Origin of the sequence: Pseudoclavibacter sp. 13-3, assembly GCF_021168475.1 — a bacterium.
GTDB lineage: Bacteria > Actinomycetota > Actinomycetes > Actinomycetales > Microbacteriaceae > Pseudoclavibacter_A.
In genome coordinates this window covers 102,847-122,595 of record NZ_JAJOZT010000002.1, presented here as the reverse complement: position 1 = coordinate 122,595, position 19,749 = coordinate 102,847, and the positions used below count along the sequence as shown (strand labels likewise).

Sequence of the window (19,749 nt, the reverse complement as noted above, 5' to 3'; positions counted from 1 at the left end):
AATCTACTGTGTGCCTACGCCCGTCCAGGTTGTGTAACCTCTGCGATGTAGACGGTGGTTGTCCCTTGTGTGATCACCTGAAGCGTTCGCGCACATGGCGATTCGACAGGCACGTCGCTCAGCACAAATCGCACATTTGACTGTGCAAAATCGCTACATGCATCGAAGGTGACGTCGATGGCATCAGGCGCTGGGTTCGATACCACTGGCTCGCCTGCGCCGAGCGTCCATTTCACCTGGGCGAGCCTGTTCCACTGGTGCTCATATCGGCCCATCGGGTCAATCTCGTTCCACATCAGTGTCGGCGGATACGTCTGCATGCCGCCGTACATCGGGACGCCCGCCTCGAAGAGAATTGACATGACCTCGGGTCCGCCGACGTTCACCCAACGCGCTCCCCCATTGGCCGCGGACAGGGCAAGCACTGCCCTCCCGGCCTCTGTCTCACGCAAGTCATAGACACCTGAAGTCATTGGATTGACTCGGCCGCACAGCGCAACTGACACCAATAGGAGAGCCACCGCCGCGGGCAGTAGTCGCCGACGTACAATCCAGACGACCGCAGCAGTCAGCGCCAAAGCTACGCATATCCAAACACTTTTCGGCTCCGTCACCGTTGAATGGGCATTCCTGAGGCCTAACGCAACGACGATGACACTGAGCACCACCAGTGCCGCGACAGATGAAGCGACCCACCACGGGCCTCGCCGTTTGAGCGTATCGAGACGATGGACCAGCAATGCCACTGTGACCACGTTCAGAACGACGAAGGCAAGCCGGAGCCTGTGCTCGGTCGTCAGGAAGAGCCCCAGCGGTTTGGATATCACCGCCCAGCCAGGAATATACAGAAAAGCCAAAACGAACAGATTGGCTGCGAGTGTCGAGACGAGTGCCCAATCGAGATAGCCGGTGGTCCTACGAAAGTGCACAATCACCCAAATGACTGCTGGAACAAGAAACAGGCCGACAAGCAGAGGACTTGCAGATTCCGGGGGGTTCACACCGAGGCCGCTGAAGTCGCCTGAGTTCAGAGCACTCTGGAACGGTGCAGACATCAACGCAAGCAAATCATGGCGATCTCCTTGCCCTGGAAGCGTGTTCCTCGCTCCCGGGTACGCCGTTGAAAGCACTTGCTGCACGGATGTTCTCTGCTGGAACAGCCAAAGCCCCACCACGAAGACCGCGACAGCCCCCGCCACAAGCAATGGAGTGAGGCGTGCAAGAACCAAGCGCCAGCGTAGAGCCCCTGCACGAGCAGCTGACGCCGCCAGCCCTACAGAGACGAAAAGGACTGGTACGAAGGTCGCAACCATGTACGGAACATACAGGCTCATAGCCATAGTGACTGTGAGGTACCCGGCCACGACTGCAGCGGCCACGCGCACCCAGCGTTTGCTCACCTTTAAGGCGAGGACGACGGCCGTCAGAACAGCGAACGCCCACGCCACAGGCCACAGCGTGGAAGGAAGCATCCACCATTGAATGATCGGACTGCAGAACGCCGCAATGCTCAACGCTGCTGCTGAGAGAGGCCGAGTCGGAAGAAAGAGAACGATCAGCACGTAGCACATGCCAACGAGAGCAACGACTGGCAACCACCAGCGCACGCTCATAGCTTGGTCCAATGGCAGCACGAAGAATCCCAACAGATGCGGGCGAAAGGCCATCGACCAGTGCAGAGTCGGTGCATCGTTGTACATCAGAGAATTGACCCCACCAGGGAATGCGCCGTTCATGACGGGGAATCCGAGCTGGTACTGAGACACAACCCAGCCAGATTGAATCATCCATTCATCAGATCGAATCGGCCTCGGCTCCCCGGCAAGCACTGTCACCCCTGCTTGGTCACCAAAGTAGGACGCCCAAGCTGCAGTGGAACTCCCCGAGATCCCGAACATCACCAACACACATGCGGCACCGACCAAGAGGCCGGGAAACCACAACAGGACCAGCAGATTCGGCATCCCGCTCAGACGCGGCCTTGTCAGACGGACAATTCGTCCTTGAACGATCGCCTGGAACCGGTTGATCTTCGCCAGGGTCTCCTCTGTAAGAGACATGCACACCCTCCGGTATTAGTCAGATGACAACTCTGGGAACGGTCGCCATGTCGATCCCGAAAGAGCAAGCTGGCCCGCTCACCATCGTCTAGAGTTGGACGTATCGCGTGCAACTCCCGAGCACGCCACCACGGGGAGACATGTTTCCAGAACTCGAAATCGCAGCAATCATACCCTGCCACAATGAGGCTGCAGCCGTCGGCAAGGTGATCACCGATCTGCGTAGCGCCGTTCCGCAGCTGAGAATCTACGTCTACGACAACCTCAGTACAGATGGAACGGCTGCCGTGGCACGCGACCACGGTGCCACGGTGCGCACCGAGCTCCGCAAGGGTAAGGGCAATGTGGTCCGCCGCGCTTTCGGCGACATCGATGCAGATGTCTACGTGCTCATCGACGGCGATGACACGTATGACGCCCACGCCTTGCCCCAGATGATCCAGGCACTCCTTGACGGTCCGTTCGACCATGTCCTAGGGGTTCGACAAGAGCAATCCGACTCTGCGTACCGACCTGGCCACTCGCTTGGCAACCGGGCATTCAACAGTCTGGTCAGTTGGCTGTTCAAGGAGCCCGTCAGCGACATGCTCAGTGGTTACCGTGTGTTCTCGAAGCGATTTGTGAAGTCCTTCCCCGCGGTGTCACGCGAATTCGAGACGGAGACCGAGCTGACTGTGCACTACGCGAGTCTCCGCATACCGCACACTGAAGTCGAAGTGGGCTTTAAGGACCGCGCTGAGGGCACGGAGAGCAAACTGAACACGGTGAGTGACGGCATCAAGATACTCTCCCTCATCGTTGACCTCGTACGATTCGAGCGCCCCCTCGTCTTCCATGGCACCCTGGCGCTCATCGCTCTGGTTGCTGCTCTGTGTTTCGGGGTTCCCGTTCTGGTCGATTTCGCGCAGACGGGCCTCGTCCCTAAATTTCCGTCTGCAATCCTCGCGTCCTCTCTCGCCATCGTGGGCTTCATGAGTCTCTCGATAGGAATGACACTCGACGGCATTCGCCGCAACCGTCACGAGAACGCGCGCCTGCTGTACCTGCAGTACCCGGCAGTGGGGTCAGGCAAGGAGTTCTAGGAGTCGGCGCCCATAGCCGCTCTTCACCAGCGGTTCGGCAGCGGCACGGAGCCCGTCGTCGCTGAGGAATCCTTGCCGCCAAGCAGTCTCCTCGGGGGATCCCACAAACAGCCCCTGCCGCGCCTGCACTGTTCGGATGAAGTTGGTGGCATCGTTCAGGCTGTCAAACGTTCCGGTGTCCAACCATGCGGTGCCTCGAGGAAGAATCTCCACCTGCAGCTCTCCACGGTCAAGATAGACACGGTTCAGGTCGGTGATCTCGAGCTCACCTCGCGCTGAAGGTTTGAGCCCCTTGGCGATCTCCACGACCTGATTGTCATAGAAGTAGAGACCCGGCACGGCGTAGTTGCTCTTCGGCTGTTTGGGCTTCTCCTCAAGGCTGATGGCCTTGCCGTTCTCGTCAAACTCGACAACGCCATAGGCTGTGGGGTCAGAGACCCAGTAGCCGAAGACGGCTGCACCGTGAAGATCGTCGAATCGCTTGAGCTGAGTTCCCAGACCGGCGCCGTAGAAGATGTTGTCCCCGAGCACCAGAGCGACATCGTCATCGCCGATGTGGTCTTCGCCGAGAACGAAGGCCTGGGCCAAGCCATCCGGGGATGCTTGAACCGTATAGGTCAGGTTGATCCCGAACTGAGAGCCATCTCCGAGCAGGCGCTGAAACTGCTCAGCGTCGTGCGGCGTCGTGATGATCAGGATGTCCTGAATGCCCGCGAGGATGAGCGTTGAAAGCGGGTAGTAGATCATCGGCTTGTCGTACACAGGAACCAGCTGCTTGCTGATGCCGTAAGTGATCGGGTGCAGTCGAGAGCCGGTGCCACCGGCCAGAATGATTCCACGCATGCTGCCATTCTCCCACATACCAGCCTCACAACAGGGAGACCTCGCGCGCGCCCAGTAGGATGGGAGCCATGGCTGAAGTGATTGTGACCGGCGGCGCCGGGTTCATTGGATCGAATTTCGTGCATCATGTCGTGGCCGAGCGCCCGGACTGGCACGTGACCGTGCTCGACAAGCTGACGTACGCGGGGAATCTCGCGAACATCGCTGGCCTCCCCGAAGACCGCGTGTCTTTCGTAAAGGGTGATATCGCCGACGCTGACCTCGTCGACGCCTTAGTGGAAAAGGCAGACGCAGTAGTGCACTACGCTGCCGAGTCACACAACGACAATTCTCTCCAGAACCCACGCCCCTTCATCGATACGAATCTGATCGGCACCTACACGCTGCTCGAGGCCGTCCGCCGCCACAATGTGCGCTTCCATCACATCTCGACAGATGAGGTCTACGGCGACCTCGAGCTGGACGATCCCGCCCGGTTCACCGAGCACACTCCGTACAACCCCTCATCGCCGTACTCATCGACGAAGGCCGGCAGCGACCTCCTCGTTCGGGCATGGGTGCGTTCGTTCGGCGTGCAGGCGACGATCTCGAACTGCTCGAACAACTACGGCCCCTACCAGCACATCGAAAAGTTCATCCCTCGGCAAATCACCAATGTCGTGGCGGGCATCCGGCCGAAACTGTACGGGGCCGGTCTGAACGTGCGCGATTGGATCCACACCAACGACCATTCTTCGGCTGTGCTCAAAGTACTCGAAGAGGGGCGCATCGGCGAGACTTACCTCATCGGAGCCGACGGCGAGCAGAACAATAAGACCGTCGTAGAGCTCATCCTCGAGCTGATGGGCAAGGACCCCCATGACTACGATCATGTGAATGACCGCCCTGGTCATGACCTGCGCTACGCGATCGATTCGAGCAAGCTGCGAGCAGAACTCGGATGGCAGCCGAAGTTCACTGATTTTCGCTCTGGGCTGGCCGACACGATTGCCTGGTACACCGAGCATGAAGAGTGGTGGGCTCCCCAGAAGGCGGAAGTGGAAGCGAAGTACGCGAAGGCCGGGCAGTAAGAGGAGATGGCAAACGTGAGTGACGACCTGCACTATGAGCGTGATCTGACTGCCACGGAGACCGACATCCCCGGTCTGGTCGTGTTTGACCTCCCCGTTCATGGTGACAACCGTGGGTGGTTCAAGGAGAACTGGCAGCGAGCGAAGCAGCTGCCGCTCGGTCTCCCAGATTTCGGCCCCGTGCAGAACAACATCTCGTTCAACGCGACCCGCGGCACGACGAGAGGTATACATGCGGAGCCCTGGGACAAGTACATCTCAGTGGCGACTGGCGCAATCTTTGGCGCTTGGGTTGATCTGAGGAAGGGGCCGAGTTTCGGCGCCATCCACACGCAGGTCATCCGGCCCGACCAAGCGATCTTTGTTCCGCGCGGAGTTGGCAACGCCTTTCAAACACTCGAAGACGCCACGGCCTATTCATACCTCGTCAACGCTCACTGGTCTGCAGACAAGCTCGACCAGTACTCTTTCGTCAACCTGGCCGACCCGATACTCGCCATTGAGTGGCCGATCCCGCTCGACCGCGCGGAGCTCTCTGACAAAGACCGCAAGCATCCGATGCTTGCAGATGCGAAGCCTGTCGTTCCACGCACCACTTTGGTCCTCGGGGCCAATGGGCAGCTCGGCCGGGCGCTGCACGCAGAATATGGAGATGAAGCTGCCTACGCCGATCGTTCCGTGATCGACATGAGCAGCGACACGCTCGCCTCTGACTATGACTGGTCTAATGTCGGCGTGATCATTAACGCTTCGGCATACACGAATGTCGACGGCGCAGAAAGCCCTGAGGGTCGGCGCACTGCGTGGAAAGTCAACGTCGATGCCGTACGCCAACTGGTTGAAATCGCACGCGACAACCATGCCACCTTGGTCAACGTCTCCAGCGACTATGTCTTCGACGGCACCGAGCAGCTACACGATGAGTCCGAGGCGTTATCACCACTCGGCGTCTACGGGCAGACTAAGGCTGCAGCAGACCAGATCGTGACCACTTTACCGAGCCACTACACGATCCGCACCAGCTGGGTCATCGGCGACGGCAACAACTTCGTGCGCACGATGTGGAGTCTTGCCAAGAAGGGTGTACACCCCAGCGTTGTCGATGACCAGTACGGGCGCCTGACCTTCACCGATACGCTGGCCTCGGCGATTCGACATCTCATCGACATCAAGGCACCCTTCGGCACCTACAACGTCAGCAACACCGGGCCTACCCAAAGCTGGGCAGACGTCGCAAAGGTTCTCTTCGCAGCTGCGGGAGCAGATGCCGAAGACGTCACACCCATCACCACTGCCGCCTACTTCGAGGGGAAGACGGGGATTGCACCGAGGCCCACGCACAGCACGCTCTGCGTCAACCGCATAGAGAGCACCGGCTTCTCGATTCCGACCGCAGCGGAGGCACTCGGTGAATACGTCAGCCAGGTCTGGGGAGATCGTTGACATCACTCGGCCTCGATACCTCGCTGCCACTCGTGATCATGCCAGCATGGAACGAGTCGGCAGTCATCGGGTCGACCATTCGTGACGTTCAGCAGAATGGCCCGAGGTGCGTCGTCCTCGTAGTCGATGACGGCTCAGAGGATGCCACGCCAGACATAGCGCGTGAAGCTGGTGCTGTCGTGCTTCAGCTGCCGTTCAACATGGGCGTCGGGGCAGCCATGCGTGCCGGCTTCACATTTGCCGAGCGAATGGGATTCACCAGGGCAGTGCAGCTTGACGCTGATGGCCAACACAACCCCAAGGACGTGCAGAAGCTGCTTGACGCTGTGGATGCCGGAGCCGACATCGTTATCGGCGCACGGTTTGCCGACGTCGGCGAATATGAGGTTCATGGGCCGCGCAAGTGGGCGATGAACGTGCTCGCCGGCGTGCTGTCACGACTGGCCAAGACCAGACTGACCGATGTGACGTCCGGTTTTCGGGCTGCAAGTGAGAAGGCAATACACCAGTACGTGCGTCACTATCCTGCCGAGTACCTCGGCGACACCATCGATTCGCTGGTCGGCGCGATCCGAGCGGGGTGTATCGTGCAGCAGGTTCCTGTCGCAATGCGCCCGCGGCAAGGCGGAGTACCCAGCCATTCACCGTGGAAGGCCGCGATCTACCTGGGAAGATCAGGACTGGCCTTGGGCTTCGCACTCATCCGGCGCACGCCCGGCGCAAAGCCCAAGAGAGAAGGAGTTCGACAGTGAGAGTGCTCGCAGCGATCTTCGTTCTCGCAGTACTGGTTCTGCTCCTCGACTTAGTCAGACGGCAGAAGCTCAAGGAGAAGTACGCAATACTCTGGATGACGCTCGGGGTTGCCACGCTCATACTGGCGATCTTCCCACGGATCCTCTACTGGCTCTCCGAGCTCGTAGGTATTCAGGTTCCCTCAAACCTGTTGTTCGCCATGACCCTGGCTCTGCTCGTGGGAGTCTCCGTCCACCTTTCATGGGAGCTCTCCCGCAGCGAAGGGCGCACACGCCGACTGGCCGAGGAAGTCGCTATCCTGCGCACCCAGGTGGAACTCGTCAACCGGGCCGATGAAGGTCTCGACGCGAAGGACGAGCGTTCATGACGTCTACCGGTCTGGCAGCGGTGATCCCCACGTATCGCCCTGATGCTGGCCTGCTCGAATGTGTCCAGTCTCTGATCGAGAATGAGATCGGCGAGATCATCGTCGTTGATGACGGATCGGACCAGAACAGATCCAATGCAGCGCTGCGCGCACTCGAGAGTCGCGAAGCGGTTTCCGGCGTGAAGATCAGGATTATCCGGAAGCCGCAGAACCTCGGCATCGCAAACTCTCTGAACGTCGGAATCGATCAAGCGAGAAAGTCCCCGCTGATACGGGCGATACTCACAATTGACCAGGACTCTCGACTCCCGCGTGGCTACGCAGCTTCCGCGCTCCAGCAGCTCGCACAAGCACGTACCGATGACGTCGAAGTCGGCCTTCTGGCTCCCAGCTCCATCGCGGGACGACAGGTCAAACGAGACTCACACGGTGCCGAAGGACGCTGGGCTCATCTGTTCGACCCGATTCAATCGGGAGCTGTCATTCCCGTGGAGACCTTGGACGCTGTTGGCCCCTTCGATGAGGGCCTGGTCATCGATGGCGTCGATACAGACTTCAACTACCGGTGCCTCGAGCAGGGTCGTTCCCTACTCGCCGTAGACGGGACCGATCTCTCTCATGCGATCGGCGAGCCGACTCCCCTTGAGGTGTTTGGGCGCCCCGTGCGCATATTTGGGCACCAAGTCACCGTGGCCCGGCACAACCCACTCCGCATGTACTACATCACTCGGAACTCGATACTCGTCGCCCGGACGCACAAGCGCGGCATCGGCTGGCGGCGAGTCCTGCGGCGGCAATTCATGGATATTCCCTCAGTGATCTTGTCAGTCACGGTTGACAAGAACAGATCTGCGAACCGTCTGGCGGTTCGAGCCGCGCTTCGGGACGCCAGGCAAGGAGTCAAAGGACAACGCCCAGCAGAGACGACGCAGTGATCCTCACTCACGACCACGAGCTTTGGGCTGCAGCCGACTGAGCAGGCGATATGCACGAGAGGTGATGTGCCAACGTGCGGCCTGCTGCGCCCTGCGCCATCCCTGAGCGGCGAACTTTTGCTCGAACTCTCGGAACAGCTCCTCTTCCTCAGTGAATCTGCCGCCTTCACGGGCAAGCTCAGATGAGACAGACTTCTTGTGTCTGCGATAGGTGAAGCAGACTTCGTCGCTGATTATCATGCTGCCGCCGTCACCTATGACGCTCAAGAGCAGCCGCAGGTCAAGAGCTGTTTCCATGCCCGAGTCAAAGCCAAACCCTTGTACGCTGGCGGTTTTCCAGGCGATGGAGGGGAAGTACGCCCAGTCGCCTCGGAGCAGACTCACGGCAAGGGTCTCTCCCGACAGTATGCGCTCTGTTCCGCCTTTCAGGCGTGGCCTGATCGCCGCTTTCACTCGGTCTACGAGGGGTCTGACTTCTTGCCCGGTTTGATCGATCACGCTGACTCCGGGCTGCACAATGTCAGCATCAGGGGCGATACCCGTCAGCCGATCGAGTTCCTCGATGTAGTTCGGCAACAGCACATCGTCAGAGCCCAGCAAGATCGTGTACGTCCCGGCAGAGAGCTCCAACGCCTTCTGGAAGTTCAGGGCCAACCCCAAGTTTTTCGGGTTACGGATGTATGTGATTCGCGGATCGTTCAGACCCTTCGCCCAACGGCCTGCAGATTCGTCAGGATATGCGTCGTCAAGAATGGTGAGCGACCACCCAGTGGCTGTCTGCTGACGAAGCACGCTCTGCACGGCCTGCTGGAGAAGCGCCTTCGGGCCATAGTAGGGCAGCATGATGGCGAACTTGATGTCACTCATGAGCGTCGTACCCTGCCTGGCCCTTCCTGCGGAACAAGGGCGCAAGAGCCCGGCTGACCGTCAATTCACGCACCGATCCAACGTCCAGAAACCCTTCCTGCTGCTCATGCTGGAGCCACTTCGAATACTCGATGAGGCCATCTCGCAGGAAATGCTGCTGGGCTTCCAAGAGCTGTGGAGAATAGCTCGAAAGACGCTCGCTCAGCGTGCCCACCATAAGGTCGCGCCAGCCGGTACCCATTCGAAAGACTGCTCGCGTCATAGCTACAGGAGAGCCCGATCGTTCATACTTGCGGGCGATGCCCCGGAGTATGCCCAGAGTCTTCAACGGATCACTGCGTCGCTCTTGGAGGCTTTGCTCTCCGATGACGTTGCCACCATGCTGAACATAGTCTTGAAGCGTCTCGTCGATGACCGCCACGGAGCCCAGTGCACCGGCACAGGCCGCAACCCAGTGATCATGTACCTCTGAACGTGAAGACAGACCCGGGAATGGGAGTGCAAGTGTTCGGGCCTCTGGGCAAAAGAGCATCATCGCACCGGAGAACTGATTGATCAGGAGAAACTCAGACAGCGACACCGCCCGACGGTCGGTCTTCTCCTTGATAACTCTGCCGCTCGGATACTGGACGATTCGGGCTTGTCCGGACACCAGCGAGTGCTGGTCGAGAGCAGGAATGAGCTTCTCAAGCTTTTCAGGGTACCAATAGTCGTCCTGATCGCTGAAGCCGTACCAATCTGCGTCATCTGGACAAGCTCGCAGCGCTCTCTCGAAGTTGCGATAGAACCCCACGCGCTCGTCAGACCCTGATACAGAGAAGCGCGAGTCATTGTCAGTGGACTCGCGGACGAGCTCAAGAACTTGATCAGGTTCGCCGTCTGCAGATATGACACAGACAAAATCCTCAACAGACTGTGCCTGCAGAGATCGAAGCTGACGAGCGAACAGCTCTGGATCAGGTTTGTATGCTGCTAGGGCAATCGCGCCTGTCATGCCTCACCATCCCTCTTCTCGTTCGGTACTCCGAATCGGCGTTCCCTCTTCAGCTCGATCATCGCGCTCGGTGCGAGAATCGAGAAAACAGCAATCTCGCTGACCACGAATCCTAAGGCTACTCCCAGCGCTCCCCACAGATGCCCCCCAACGAGCATGGCCGGGACAGAGCAGATCGCGGCAGAGGCCGTTGCAACCAACACGGTCGAGGTCTTGCCTGCAGGGATCAGAACATTGCGATTCAGCGGGGTAGAAACAGAAATGAGCAGAAAGACTACACCATAGGCCATGAGTACTGGTCCCGATACCGCTACCTCGGTGCCGAAGGCAACGCGGGTGAGCCACGGCCCGAGCAGTGTCAGACCGAGGAATCCCACGATTCCGAGAATCAGATGAGCCGCTATGCCCATCCATTGTCTGCGCAGACGAGTGCCCCGCTGGTCGGTTTCGAGCACCCAGCTCTGCAACGTGTTGCCAAGCACCATGACCGCCATCGTCGCCAACCTGTAGAGCTTGTCAGCAGAAGTCATCTCTGCAGTTGCCGCGACACCGGCTGCAATAGCTGCCGCCGTCACAGGTGCCGCAGTGTAGAGCCCACCGGCCAGCTCGATGAGCGCAGGCTGTCCGTTCACCCTGAACGCGTGACGAACATCTCGGAACGCCGAGTCAACTCTCGGTAGACCACGCCCCAAGACGTGTCGGTGGAACAAAAGCAGCCCGATCAATGGCCCAGATGCTATCCCGATCGGATACCACAGCAGGTTCCCCGTGAGGATTATGACGACAGCCGACACGATCATGCAGACAACGGTGGGGATCGTCTCGAATCTCAGAATGAGTGAAGGTTTCCCTTCCCCCACCGCGAACCAGGCGAAGGACATGCCGGTGATCATCGCTGCCACCGTCATCATAAGACAGAGAGTTGTGACCTGGGCATCCATGTCGAGGGTCAGCGACAGAGCGACACAGCTCACGATGGATAGAAGCACCAGCAGTGCAGGACGAGTGAGCAGACTCTCCTGATAGATTCTCAGCCTGTCTGCAGACGATTTCGCCAAGGCGATTCTCGCACCGCCCACAGTATTCCAGCCGTAGCTCACCGCGATGCCGCAGAACGACCCCACTGCCTGTCCAAGACCAATAGCGGCCCACCCATCGACACCGGCCATGCGCGAGACGACAGGGAGAAGAACAAGCGAGCTGAGGGAGCCAATCAGCGGGAGTGTGCTGAATCCAAAGAACCTCTGCAGCAACTTCCCTCTGGAGTCCCCTCGTCGCTCAGCCATCAGCAACCTTCAATGCGCAGCAGCCTTGCACTCCCCATTTGATAGAGCGTCTGAAAATCAGATGATGTGAGATCTTCGAAGCCTTCATAGCCATTGGCGAATGTTGTATTCAGCGTGTTCCCATTCCCAAAGTCTAAGACGTAATAGGCCTGCAAACTCCGGACGGCCTGGCACACGGCAGGCATACTATCGATATCGTCGAGCGAACGGCGAAGAACTTGCTCCTGCTCAGTGGGAATATTCAAGATTGCTGACTCCGTCACTCTGCGATCGGCAAGCGCATACGCAAAGGCAGCACCCGTGCCCGGATTCACAATAATCGTTGCACCTTGTGGTACCAGGTCGCCGACTTTCTCGAGTACCGCTCTCTCATCCCCTGTCAAGATCTCTGCGTCTCCAGTGTTGCGGAAGAAGGGAGTTACCTTACCCGCCGTGGCTTGAACAACGTGGATCTGCGTCAGCCCGACGGTGAGAATGGCGAGAATCGTCAGCGCCAGCGCCTTCACCGCTGCAGGACGAATCCAATCAAGAAGCACCGCGATTTTGGTCGACCAGGTAGTCACAGCATCGAAGCAAGAGACCAGTCCAAGTATGGCCAGCGGGACCGCTGTTATCGCAGTCAAAGCGGCCACGCGATACTGATCCGTATAGAACCCTCCGGTGAGAATCTCACGAATGACCTGCTGCAGGCCCGGATCGAAAGAGGCTGTGAACACATACATGACACCCGTTGCGGCCCACCAGAGAACCAATACCCTCCTGTGAAGCGTCCAGGCCTTCCACCCTCCCCACAGCACGGCGAAGCTGACGACCAGGGCAAAAGCATGCCCTACGGGTGCGTTGCCCAGCCACTCTCCGAAGCCCTGCGCCATCGTCACTCTGCCTTGATGCCGGGATGAGTCAGCAACTGGAGTCCGCAATTTCCACCAGAGAAGGGAGAAGAGCAGGACAATTGTCACCGCTGCGAAAGCGTGAACCCATTTCTGTCTCAGGTCTAATCCGGGGTAGCGTCGAAAGAGGCTGAAAACCCCTGCAATCGACATCAGCAGAGCACTGAACAGCAGCGCACTTGGATGGACTAAGGCGAGTCCAGGAACGCTCAGTAGGAGAAGGGTCAATGCGATTCTCCGAGGCCCTAGCTGTACCCGAGTCAAACCGCAAATGACCAGTGTCAAAGCCATGACAGCCGGCATGAAGCTGAATCCGTATAGGTTGGGGTAGAGCGTCCCCCACTCGAGGAAGAACAATGGAAAAGCCGAAAAAGCCGCAGCAGCTATCCCACTGCAAATTCCCACAACGAGCCGAGGTCCAGCCACGACCTGGCCAAGAAAGACCACACCTCCAGCCCACACCAGCCCACAGATCAAGATTGTCGCCACATTCACTGCGGCGGGAATTGATACTCCCGACGACGCGCTGACGAGCAGGGCAACAAGTGCGTGCCAGCCCGAAGGATAGAACCCCGGTGGAGTATCACCGGAAACGAGCGTCCCGATCCATAATGGCGAAGCGTCGCCAGTGTCGAGAATGTATCGGATCGCATTCAGGTGAAAGATGTTGTCAAAACGTTGTGCAAAATTCTCTGGATCACCGATCACCCGGCCGACCGTCAGACCGATTACTCCAGCGCCGAGTACGAGCCCCGGGAAAGTGTCCATCCACCGTGTTCGTGTTCTCGTCGAGGGGAGCCGTAGCCGGCCCCAACGCGAGCGTCGGAAGAAGAGCCCCCATGCTCCAACAGCGGCGATAAGACAGCCAGCCCACACCAGGAGAAGTCCCTTGAACCCCCAAGAGACTCCAAAGGCCGGTAGAGCTGTGGCGGCACCAGCAATAAGACCAGCGCTGACGACCGGGCTGCACATCCACGTGAGACGGCCACGGGCACCGGCCAACCAGACAAACGGCATACCCAAGCCCCATATGAGGAAGATTGCAAGGAGAAAAGTCGGCCACAGAGCGAGCCAAGCGCCAAGTGTTTGAATCACCTTCCGACTTTCTCCACCGGTTCATCTTCTGCCAGTGTTCGTCGCCAGCTGTCAGCAGACATCAACAGGTCGCTCTGGTCGCGATACAGTCTCGCAATTCGTGCCCAATTTCGGTACAGCTTCACATGCAGCTTGATGCTTCTCTTGAGCTGTGATGTGAACGTCGCGCGATCACGTACGTACCATGATGCACCCGTACCATCCGAGCTCGAGACGAGCGCTGAGTCCAAATTGGCCAAATGCCACCACTGCGATTCAATGGCCAGCACGCGTGCCTGCGGATGCTCGCTCGCCGCCTTCTTCGGGCTAGGCGAAAGCTGTCGAAGGGTAGCGAGGGCAGCCTTCATCCAGAAGTCAAGGTGGCCTTTTGGTGCCTGTGGGACACCTCGACGTTCTCCAGCTACCTCCGGGTAATCACTGGGAAGGTTCAACTGGCGACCGTCCGGAAAGTTCTTGCGCAGCTGACGCATCTCGGGCATTTTCGTTGCCAGCACCTTCGGGAGTTCCGCAGGCCCCTTGAGCACATCTTCCAATGCACGCAATCGCAACTCGACTGCGGCGTACTGCATGGAAACAAGATGTTTGACGTCGCTGGCGAAGCTCTGTTTTGCCAGGATGCCACCATGCGCATAGGGAGAATGCAGCAATGCCGCAACCCACCGGTTGCGCTGATGGAAGTATGCCTGCCAGTCGAGCCGGTCATCTTTGGCGGTCCACGGCATGTGCCAGACAGCGACCCCCGGCAGAGTCACTGTTCGGTAACCGTGTTCTTTGGCGCGAATACCGTACTCCACGTCATCCCATTTGATGAAGAGCGGGAGCGACAGGCCAATCTTCTTGATGGTCTCAACGGGGATCAGACACATCCACCACGCGTTGTAGTCAACGTCAACACGTGGGTGCAGCCAAGCGTTGACACGCAATCCGTCTCGAGCATAGTCAACGTTGTTGATGCGAGAGTTCGATGAGGAGTAGTTAAAGCCCTCCATGTTGACCTGCTCACCAAAGGTGAACATGCGTGAGCGCTCGTAGAGGTTGAGCATCTGCCCGCCTACCAGCATCGGCTTGTGTGTGTAGTCAGCGAAATTCAGTGCCCGCAGAATGCACTCTGTCTCCACATCAACATCATCGTCGAGCAGCATCACGTAGGTGGTATCGGGATTTGCCGCACCCTCAAGCTGCCCACGTGCAAAGCCCCCCGAACCTCCAAGGTTACCTTGCTGAATGAGACGGAACTGTTTACCCAGACGTTCTCTGACCTCAGTGAAACCGTCTGCTGCTTCGACGTGTTTCGTGCCCTGATCGGTGATCATCAGCTGGTCAAGACGTTCAAGCAGCTCAGGTGAGTCGGCAAACCGACGCATCTGCACGATGCAGTCGTCAGGGCGGTTGTATGTGGTGATCGCCACGCTGAGCTTGCTGTCCTCGTCGGCTCGGCGGAATTCCGAGCAAACCGACCAATCAGCAGACTTGAGTCTGACCGGGCCCTGATCGGCTTCGATCTCGAACCACAGCCATCCTCCGTCACCGAAGTGCTTGAGCTCAAGGTCGAAGGCGAGGGTACCATCTTCGTGAACTGCGCCGTCGACACGCTGATACGTGCCCCGCGCATCCGAACGAATGACATCGACCAAGCCTCTGCCTTCGAGCTGCAGGGTGAGTCTCACAGAATCAGCGTTCGTCCACTGACGCCAATAGGCTGCCGGAAAGGCATTGAAGTACGTTGCAAACGATGCACGTTCAGTCGCCGGGATCGTCGCTGCACGTCTCTCGACGTCGATCAGTCGGGTCTTCGGCAGCTCGGCATCGTCAAGGCGCTTGTCGAGTGCGAGAGCCGTCAAGACTTCACCACGCATGCGACTGCCCGTGAAATCGTCCATGGTGATCCCACGCGGTGAGATCACCACACCCCAGTCCACGTAGAGCGGCAGAAGCGTCGGATCTTCACTGGTCGGGAAGACAACCCGATGCACTGTTTCGTAGGCATGGGCCGGAGGTGCAGCCTTGGAAGCTGTTGTCGATTTCGTAGTCATGTGCGATCCTTCCAGGCCTTTCGGCCGGTCTGCAGCCTAGGCGAACCATCCGCGCACGACGTTGTCGAACCTGCTCAACGCGGATCCGATCGCCATGTGCATGTCGAGGTACTGATAGGTTCCGAGTCGTCCGCCGAAGAGAACCTGGGGTTCATTGTCAGCCAGCTCACGATACCCCTGCAGCTTCTCTCGGTCCTCTGGGGTGTTCACCGGGTAGTACGGTTCATCACCCTCTCCGGCGAAACGGGAGTACTCGCGCATAATCAGCGTTTTCTCCGACTGATAGTCACGCTCCGGGTGGAAGTGACGGAACTCGTGGATGCGAGTGAATGGCACATCCTGATCTGCATAGTTCATCACCGGCGTGCCCTGGTAGTCGCCGGTGGGCTTGACCTCTTTCTCGAAGTCCAGGGTGCGCCACGACAGGGAGCCCAATTGGTCGTCAAAGTAGGCGTCGAGCGGCCCCGTGTAGACGATCGGCACCTTGCCGACGAGTGCCTTCTTGTTCAGAGGCTGCGACTCATCGAAAAAATCGGTATTGAGCTTCACCTCAATGTTGGGGTGATCGGCCATGCGCTCCAGCCACGGAGTATATCCATCAACCGGCAGACCCTCATGGGTGTCCTTGAAATAGTGGTTGTCGTATGTGTACCGCACGGGCAGACGGTTAATGATGCCTGGGCTCAGCTTCTTGGGGTCAGTCTGCCACTGCTTGGCTGTATACCCCTTGATGAAGGCTTCATAGAGGGGACGCCCGATCAGCGAGATGGCCTTCTCCTCCAAGTTCTCCGGCTCTTTCCCCTTGAGCTCAGCAGCCTGCTCGGCGACGAGCGCGCGCGCCTCGTCAGGGCTGTATGCTGCGCTGAAGAACTGGTTGATCGTGCCAAGGTTGATCGGCAGCGGGTAGACCACGCCCTTATAGTTGGCATAGACATGATGCTGATAGTCGGTGAACTTAGTGAACCGATTCACATACTCCCACACATGCTCGTTGGAAGTATGGAAGAGGTGTGCTCCGTACTTGTGATACTCGATGCCCGTCTCGGGATCAATCTCGCTGTACGCATTACCACCGATATGGCCGCGGCGCTCGATAATAGTGACCTTGAGTCCGAGCTGGGTCGCCGCACGCTCGGCGATGGTGAGCCCGAAGAAGCCGGAGCCGACGATGAGCAGATCCACTGAGTGCGTTCCAATCTTCTATATGATTGCTGGAGTCTGGATCACCTGACCGCAGACATACGCTCCCATTGTACGTGCCTTGACGAGTGAAGCCACCTGCTCCAGCAGTGGCGTGCACGTGCACCCGACTGCGGGGGAGCTCCACGACCATATCTGAAGGCTTGAATGAGCGTACGACAAACCCAGCTTCGGTTCCTCTTGATCGGGGGAATGAATACCCTGATCGATTTCGGGCTGCTGTTCGCTCTCGTCGCACTCGGGGTCCATACAATCCCAGCGAACATCATTTCGACAGGTATCGCATTCGTGGTGAGCTTCTTCGCCAATCGCAGCTACACGTTCAAGGCGTGCCAGGGATCCCTGCCCCGCCAGATGGCACTTTTCGTGCTGGTCACTCTCTTTGCGCTCTGGGTCTTGCAGCCCCTCGTCATCACGCTGGTTTCCCCAGTCATCGCGAATCTCTCCGGTCATCGGCTCAACGACGGCGCTGTTCTGCTCATTGCGAAACTCCTGGCCACAGGGGTTTCCATGATGTGGAACTATATCCTGTACGCCAAAGTGGTCTTCCCCGCCTCAGCAAGGTCCTCCGACCAGAGACCCCGCTGATCACAAGCATCTGAAGCAACTCGCGGATCACACGCCGATCACCGCACCGATCCCGGCCGAGCGGCTGCCAGCCGCGCTCTTGCTGGAGGCTAGAACGCTTCCGGTAGCATTGGTCAGTCATGCCTTCACCCAAGTACCGCAACGATATTCAGGGCCTGCGCGCCGTAGCCGCTCTGCTTGTCGCCATCTATCACATCTGGTTCCATCGAGTTTCTGGCGCGGTCGATCTCTTCTTTTTCATCTCGGCCTACTTCATGACCGCTTCACTGATGCGTCGTCTCGCTGGAGAGACGGCCGGTGATCAGTGGAGCCAAGTGCGTCGGTTCTGGACCAACCTCCTGAAGCGCATGCTTCCCCAAGCGTGGACGGTCTTAGTCGTCACCGCTCTGCTGACGTGGATCATCATGCCGATCACGTGGTGGCGGCAAATCATCAGTGAGGTCATCGCTGCCGCCACGTTCGTGGTGAACTGGGTGCTCGCAGCGCACGGCAATGACTACCTGCACGCAGGCGATGTGCCTTCCCCCTTGCAGCATTACTGGGCCATGGCCGTACAGCTGCAGGTGTATCTCATCTGGCCGATGATCATATGGGGCACCATCCGGGTGGCACGCCGCTTGGGCGTGTCGTCTCGCAGATCAGTCTTCATCGCACTGTGCGGATTGGGTTTGATCTCGCTCGGCTATTCGGTCTTTCTCACCAGCGTCAACCAGCCCCTCGCCTATTACGACACCTTCACTCGGTTCTGGGAGTTCGCAGCCGGCGGCATTTTCGCCATCGTGCTGCCATACCTGCGCATTCCACGCATACTGCGTCTGCTCTCAGGCTGGGTCGGGCTCGTGGGCCTGCTGTGCTTCGGCATGTTGGTCAATGTCTCTGCAAGCTTCCCGGGTTTCATCGCTGCGGTGCCATTGGCATTCGCCGCGCTCATCTTCATCTCGACCGAGACCGGCAGCAAGTTCAGCACCGAGTATCTGCTCTCGCGGCGGCCCGTCACCTGGCTCGGCGCCAACTCCTATGGCCTGTACCTGTGGCACTGGCCTATTCTGACCCTCTGGCTTGCTCGCAACGGGCAAGACCAGCTGTCATTCGCTCAGGGCGTGGTGGCGATCGAACTGGCAATCGCGCTAGCCTGGCTGACGACCAAGTTCGTCGAGGCCCCTCTGCGCCGAGCCGCGCCTTCGACAGCGCCGCGCAGACGTTCGCTCCAGCCGACGAGACGCACCATCGTCGTGCCAAGCAAAGCCTTGCAGGGCATTGGGGCCATTGGGTTGTGCCTGGTCTTGGTGATGACTCTCTGGGCCACCCACATCCGTCAGCTCACCAAGGTTGCCAACGGCTCCGACAATCCGGGTGCGGCAGTGCTGCAGCCGGGATACGATGGCCCTCAACTCTTCGATACCCTGCAGCCTTCACTGGCATCGCTCTCGTCGCAATGGCCAGAATGGTCTCCAACGTGCGAAACTCACGCTGCCTACGGGCAGGAGATCAGCGAATGCACCTATGACGGGCGCCCCGCAGACGCAGCTGACGCGCACCCAACCGTTTTTGTCACAGGCAGCTCTCACGTTGATACTTGGATGACAGCCTTGGCTCCGCTGGCACAAAGGCACCAGTGGCGCATCAAGTCAATCGTGGGCCCCGGCTGTGATATGCACGCGTACAGCGATGATCAGGCCGAGCTGACTGCGGATACGACGGATACGTGTGCCGCCCAGAACCAGATCGCGCTCGATCGTATCCGAGAAGAACGACCCGATGCGATCTTCACCACAGGCAATCGCTCTGTGCCCGGCAGCCCCGAACTCACCGTCGATTCGCGATTCATATCACGTGTCGAACAGCTGCGTCAGCTCGATATCCCGATCATTGTGCTCCGTGACAACCCGAGGTTCGCCGCCGATCCCAACACATGCATCGCCGAACAACGGGACTACCAGGTCGGTGTAGAGAAGTGCTCTGTCAACCGCGATGATGTGCTGGCTCCGGCAGCCTACGACGAAGCTTTCCCCGAACCGCTTTTCAGCGACCCAAGTGTTGTCACCATGGATCTGTCCGATCAGTTCTGCACGGACACCCGGTGTCCACCAGCAATTGGTGGGGTACTCATCTACCTGGACAAGAGTCACCCCACCAAGACCTACGTGCGCACGATGATTCCGGCCTTCGATCAAGCTTTCACCTCTGCCCTCACACAGGCGATGCGAGACGAAGGCCAATACCCCATCGTCTAACCTGTACAG

At 58.7% G+C, this 19,749-nt stretch carries 16 protein-coding genes; 8 read left to right on the top strand and 8 right to left on the bottom strand.

Annotated elements, in window-relative coordinates; translation table 11 throughout:
* Positions 1–14: 14 nt before the first annotated feature.
* Entirely contained in the window at positions 15–2,060 is a 2,046-nt protein-coding gene (locus tag LRX77_RS04155) for a DUF7657 domain-containing protein (RefSeq protein WP_231831659.1), read from the bottom strand.
* A 140-nt stretch (positions 2,061–2,200) separates the two neighbouring features.
* On the opposite strand from LRX77_RS04155, the gene LRX77_RS04150 reads away from it, so the two are divergent.
* Positions 2,201–3,142, top strand: a complete 942-nt coding sequence (locus tag LRX77_RS04150; RefSeq protein WP_231831658.1) for a glycosyltransferase — start codon at positions 2,201–2,203, stop codon at positions 3,140–3,142.
* Here the strand turns inward: LRX77_RS04150 and rfbA are convergent.
* The gene (gene rfbA / locus LRX77_RS04145) at positions 3,125–3,985 is read right to left on the bottom strand and encodes a glucose-1-phosphate thymidylyltransferase RfbA (RefSeq protein WP_231832000.1); all 861 of its coding nucleotides are present in this window, start codon (positions 3,983–3,985) and stop codon (positions 3,125–3,127) included. The two genes, LRX77_RS04150 and rfbA, sit on opposite strands and share 18 nt — an antisense overlap.
* Positions 3,986–4,053: 68 nt before the next feature.
* Here rfbA and rfbB point away from each other — a divergent pair, with 68 nt between their 5' ends.
* From rfbB to LRX77_RS04120, 5 genes are read left to right on the top strand one after another with little or no spacing between them, the layout of a single operon-like run.
* A complete protein-coding gene (gene rfbB, locus LRX77_RS04140; protein ID WP_231831656.1) occupies positions 4,054–5,055 on the top strand; it encodes a dTDP-glucose 4,6-dehydratase in 1,002 nt (333 codons plus the stop codon).
* 15 nt (positions 5,056–5,070) lie between these two features.
* Positions 5,071–6,498 (top strand): sugar nucleotide-binding protein, encoded by a 1,428-nt coding sequence (locus LRX77_RS04135; RefSeq protein WP_231831654.1) that lies wholly within the window; start codon positions 5,071–5,073, stop codon positions 6,496–6,498.
* Positions 6,499–6,536: 38 nt separating this feature from the next.
* Entirely contained in the window at positions 6,537–7,250 is a 714-nt protein-coding gene (locus LRX77_RS04130; RefSeq protein WP_231831652.1) for a glycosyltransferase family 2 protein, read from the top strand.
* A complete protein-coding gene (locus LRX77_RS04125) occupies positions 7,247–7,618 on the top strand; it encodes a DUF2304 domain-containing protein (protein ID WP_231831650.1) in 372 nt (123 codons plus the stop codon). The genes LRX77_RS04130 and LRX77_RS04125 overlap by 4 nt, the downstream gene beginning before the upstream one ends.
* Positions 7,615–8,553, top strand: a complete 939-nt coding sequence (locus LRX77_RS04120; RefSeq protein WP_231831648.1) for a glycosyltransferase — start codon at positions 7,615–7,617, stop codon at positions 8,551–8,553. Before LRX77_RS04125 ends, LRX77_RS04120 begins: the two co-directional genes overlap by 4 nt.
* Before the next feature lie 3 nt (positions 8,554–8,556).
* Here the strand turns inward: LRX77_RS04120 and LRX77_RS04115 are convergent, their stop codons facing one another.
* The 6 genes from LRX77_RS04115 to glf are packed head-to-tail and all read right to left on the bottom strand — an operon-like array spanning position 8,557 to position 16,900.
* Positions 8,557–9,420, bottom strand: a complete 864-nt coding sequence (locus LRX77_RS04115; RefSeq protein WP_231831646.1) for a glycosyltransferase family 2 protein — start codon at positions 9,418–9,420, stop codon at positions 8,557–8,559.
* Entirely contained in the window at positions 9,413–10,414 is a 1,002-nt protein-coding gene (locus tag LRX77_RS04110) for a glycosyltransferase (RefSeq protein ID WP_231831645.1), read from the bottom strand. The genes LRX77_RS04115 and LRX77_RS04110 overlap by 8 nt, the downstream gene beginning before the upstream one ends.
* A complete protein-coding gene (locus LRX77_RS04105; RefSeq protein ID WP_231831643.1) occupies positions 10,411–11,700 on the bottom strand; it encodes a lipopolysaccharide biosynthesis protein in 1,290 nt (429 codons plus the stop codon). Before LRX77_RS04105 ends, LRX77_RS04110 begins: the two co-directional genes overlap by 4 nt.
* Complete coding sequence (locus LRX77_RS04100; RefSeq protein ID WP_331716131.1) at positions 11,700–13,685, bottom strand: DUF6541 family protein; 1,986 nt, start codon at positions 13,683–13,685, stop codon at positions 11,700–11,702. The genes LRX77_RS04105 and LRX77_RS04100 overlap by 1 nt, the downstream gene beginning before the upstream one ends.
* On the bottom strand, positions 13,682–15,718 hold the full coding sequence (locus tag LRX77_RS04095) for a glycosyltransferase (RefSeq protein WP_231831639.1): 2,037 nt from the start codon (positions 15,716–15,718) through the stop codon (positions 13,682–13,684). The genes LRX77_RS04100 and LRX77_RS04095 overlap by 4 nt, the downstream gene beginning before the upstream one ends.
* Positions 15,719–15,754: 36 nt before the next feature.
* A complete protein-coding gene (gene glf, locus LRX77_RS04090; protein WP_231831637.1) occupies positions 15,755–16,900 on the bottom strand; it encodes a UDP-galactopyranose mutase in 1,146 nt (381 codons plus the stop codon).
* 165 nt (positions 16,901–17,065) lie between these two features.
* Between glf and LRX77_RS04085 the strand changes: the two genes are divergently transcribed.
* Positions 17,066–17,506, top strand: a complete 441-nt coding sequence (locus tag LRX77_RS04085; RefSeq protein ID WP_231831635.1) for a GtrA family protein — start codon at positions 17,066–17,068, stop codon at positions 17,504–17,506.
* Positions 17,507–17,625: 119 nt separating this feature from the next.
* The gene (locus LRX77_RS04080; protein WP_231831633.1) at positions 17,626–19,740 is read left to right on the top strand and encodes an acyltransferase family protein; all 2,115 of its coding nucleotides are present in this window, start codon (positions 17,626–17,628) and stop codon (positions 19,738–19,740) included.
* Positions 19,741–19,749: the final 9 nt, after the last annotated feature.

Coding starts and splice junctions, on each gene's coding strand:
- LRX77_RS04155 (WP_231831659.1), bottom strand. CDS start 2,060: ATGTCTCTTACAGAGGAGACCCTGGCGAAGATCAACCGGTTCCAGGCG.
- LRX77_RS04150 (WP_231831658.1), top strand. CDS start 2,201: ATGTTTCCAGAACTCGAAATCGCAGCAATCATACCCTGCCACAATGAG.
- rfbA (WP_231832000.1), bottom strand. CDS start 3,985: ATGCGTGGAATCATTCTGGCCGGTGGCACCGGCTCTCGACTGCACCCG.
- rfbB (WP_231831656.1), top strand. CDS start 4,054: ATGGCTGAAGTGATTGTGACCGGCGGCGCCGGGTTCATTGGATCGAAT.
- LRX77_RS04130 (WP_231831652.1), top strand. CDS start 6,537: ATGCCAGCATGGAACGAGTCGGCAGTCATCGGGTCGACCATTCGTGAC.
- LRX77_RS04120 (WP_231831648.1), top strand. CDS start 7,615: ATGACGTCTACCGGTCTGGCAGCGGTGATCCCCACGTATCGCCCTGAT.
- LRX77_RS04115 (WP_231831646.1), bottom strand. CDS start 9,420: ATGAGTGACATCAAGTTCGCCATCATGCTGCCCTACTATGGCCCGAAG.
- LRX77_RS04110 (WP_231831645.1), bottom strand. CDS start 10,414: ATGACAGGCGCGATTGCCCTAGCAGCATACAAACCTGATCCAGAGCTG.
- LRX77_RS04105 (WP_231831643.1), bottom strand. CDS start 11,700: ATGGCTGAGCGACGAGGGGACTCCAGAGGGAAGTTGCTGCAGAGGTTC.
- LRX77_RS04095 (WP_231831639.1), bottom strand. CDS start 15,718: ATGACTACGAAATCGACAACAGCTTCCAAGGCTGCACCTCCGGCCCAT.
- LRX77_RS04085 (WP_231831635.1), top strand. CDS start 17,066: ATGAGCGTACGACAAACCCAGCTTCGGTTCCTCTTGATCGGGGGAATG.
- LRX77_RS04080 (WP_231831633.1), top strand. CDS start 17,626: ATGCCTTCACCCAAGTACCGCAACGATATTCAGGGCCTGCGCGCCGTA.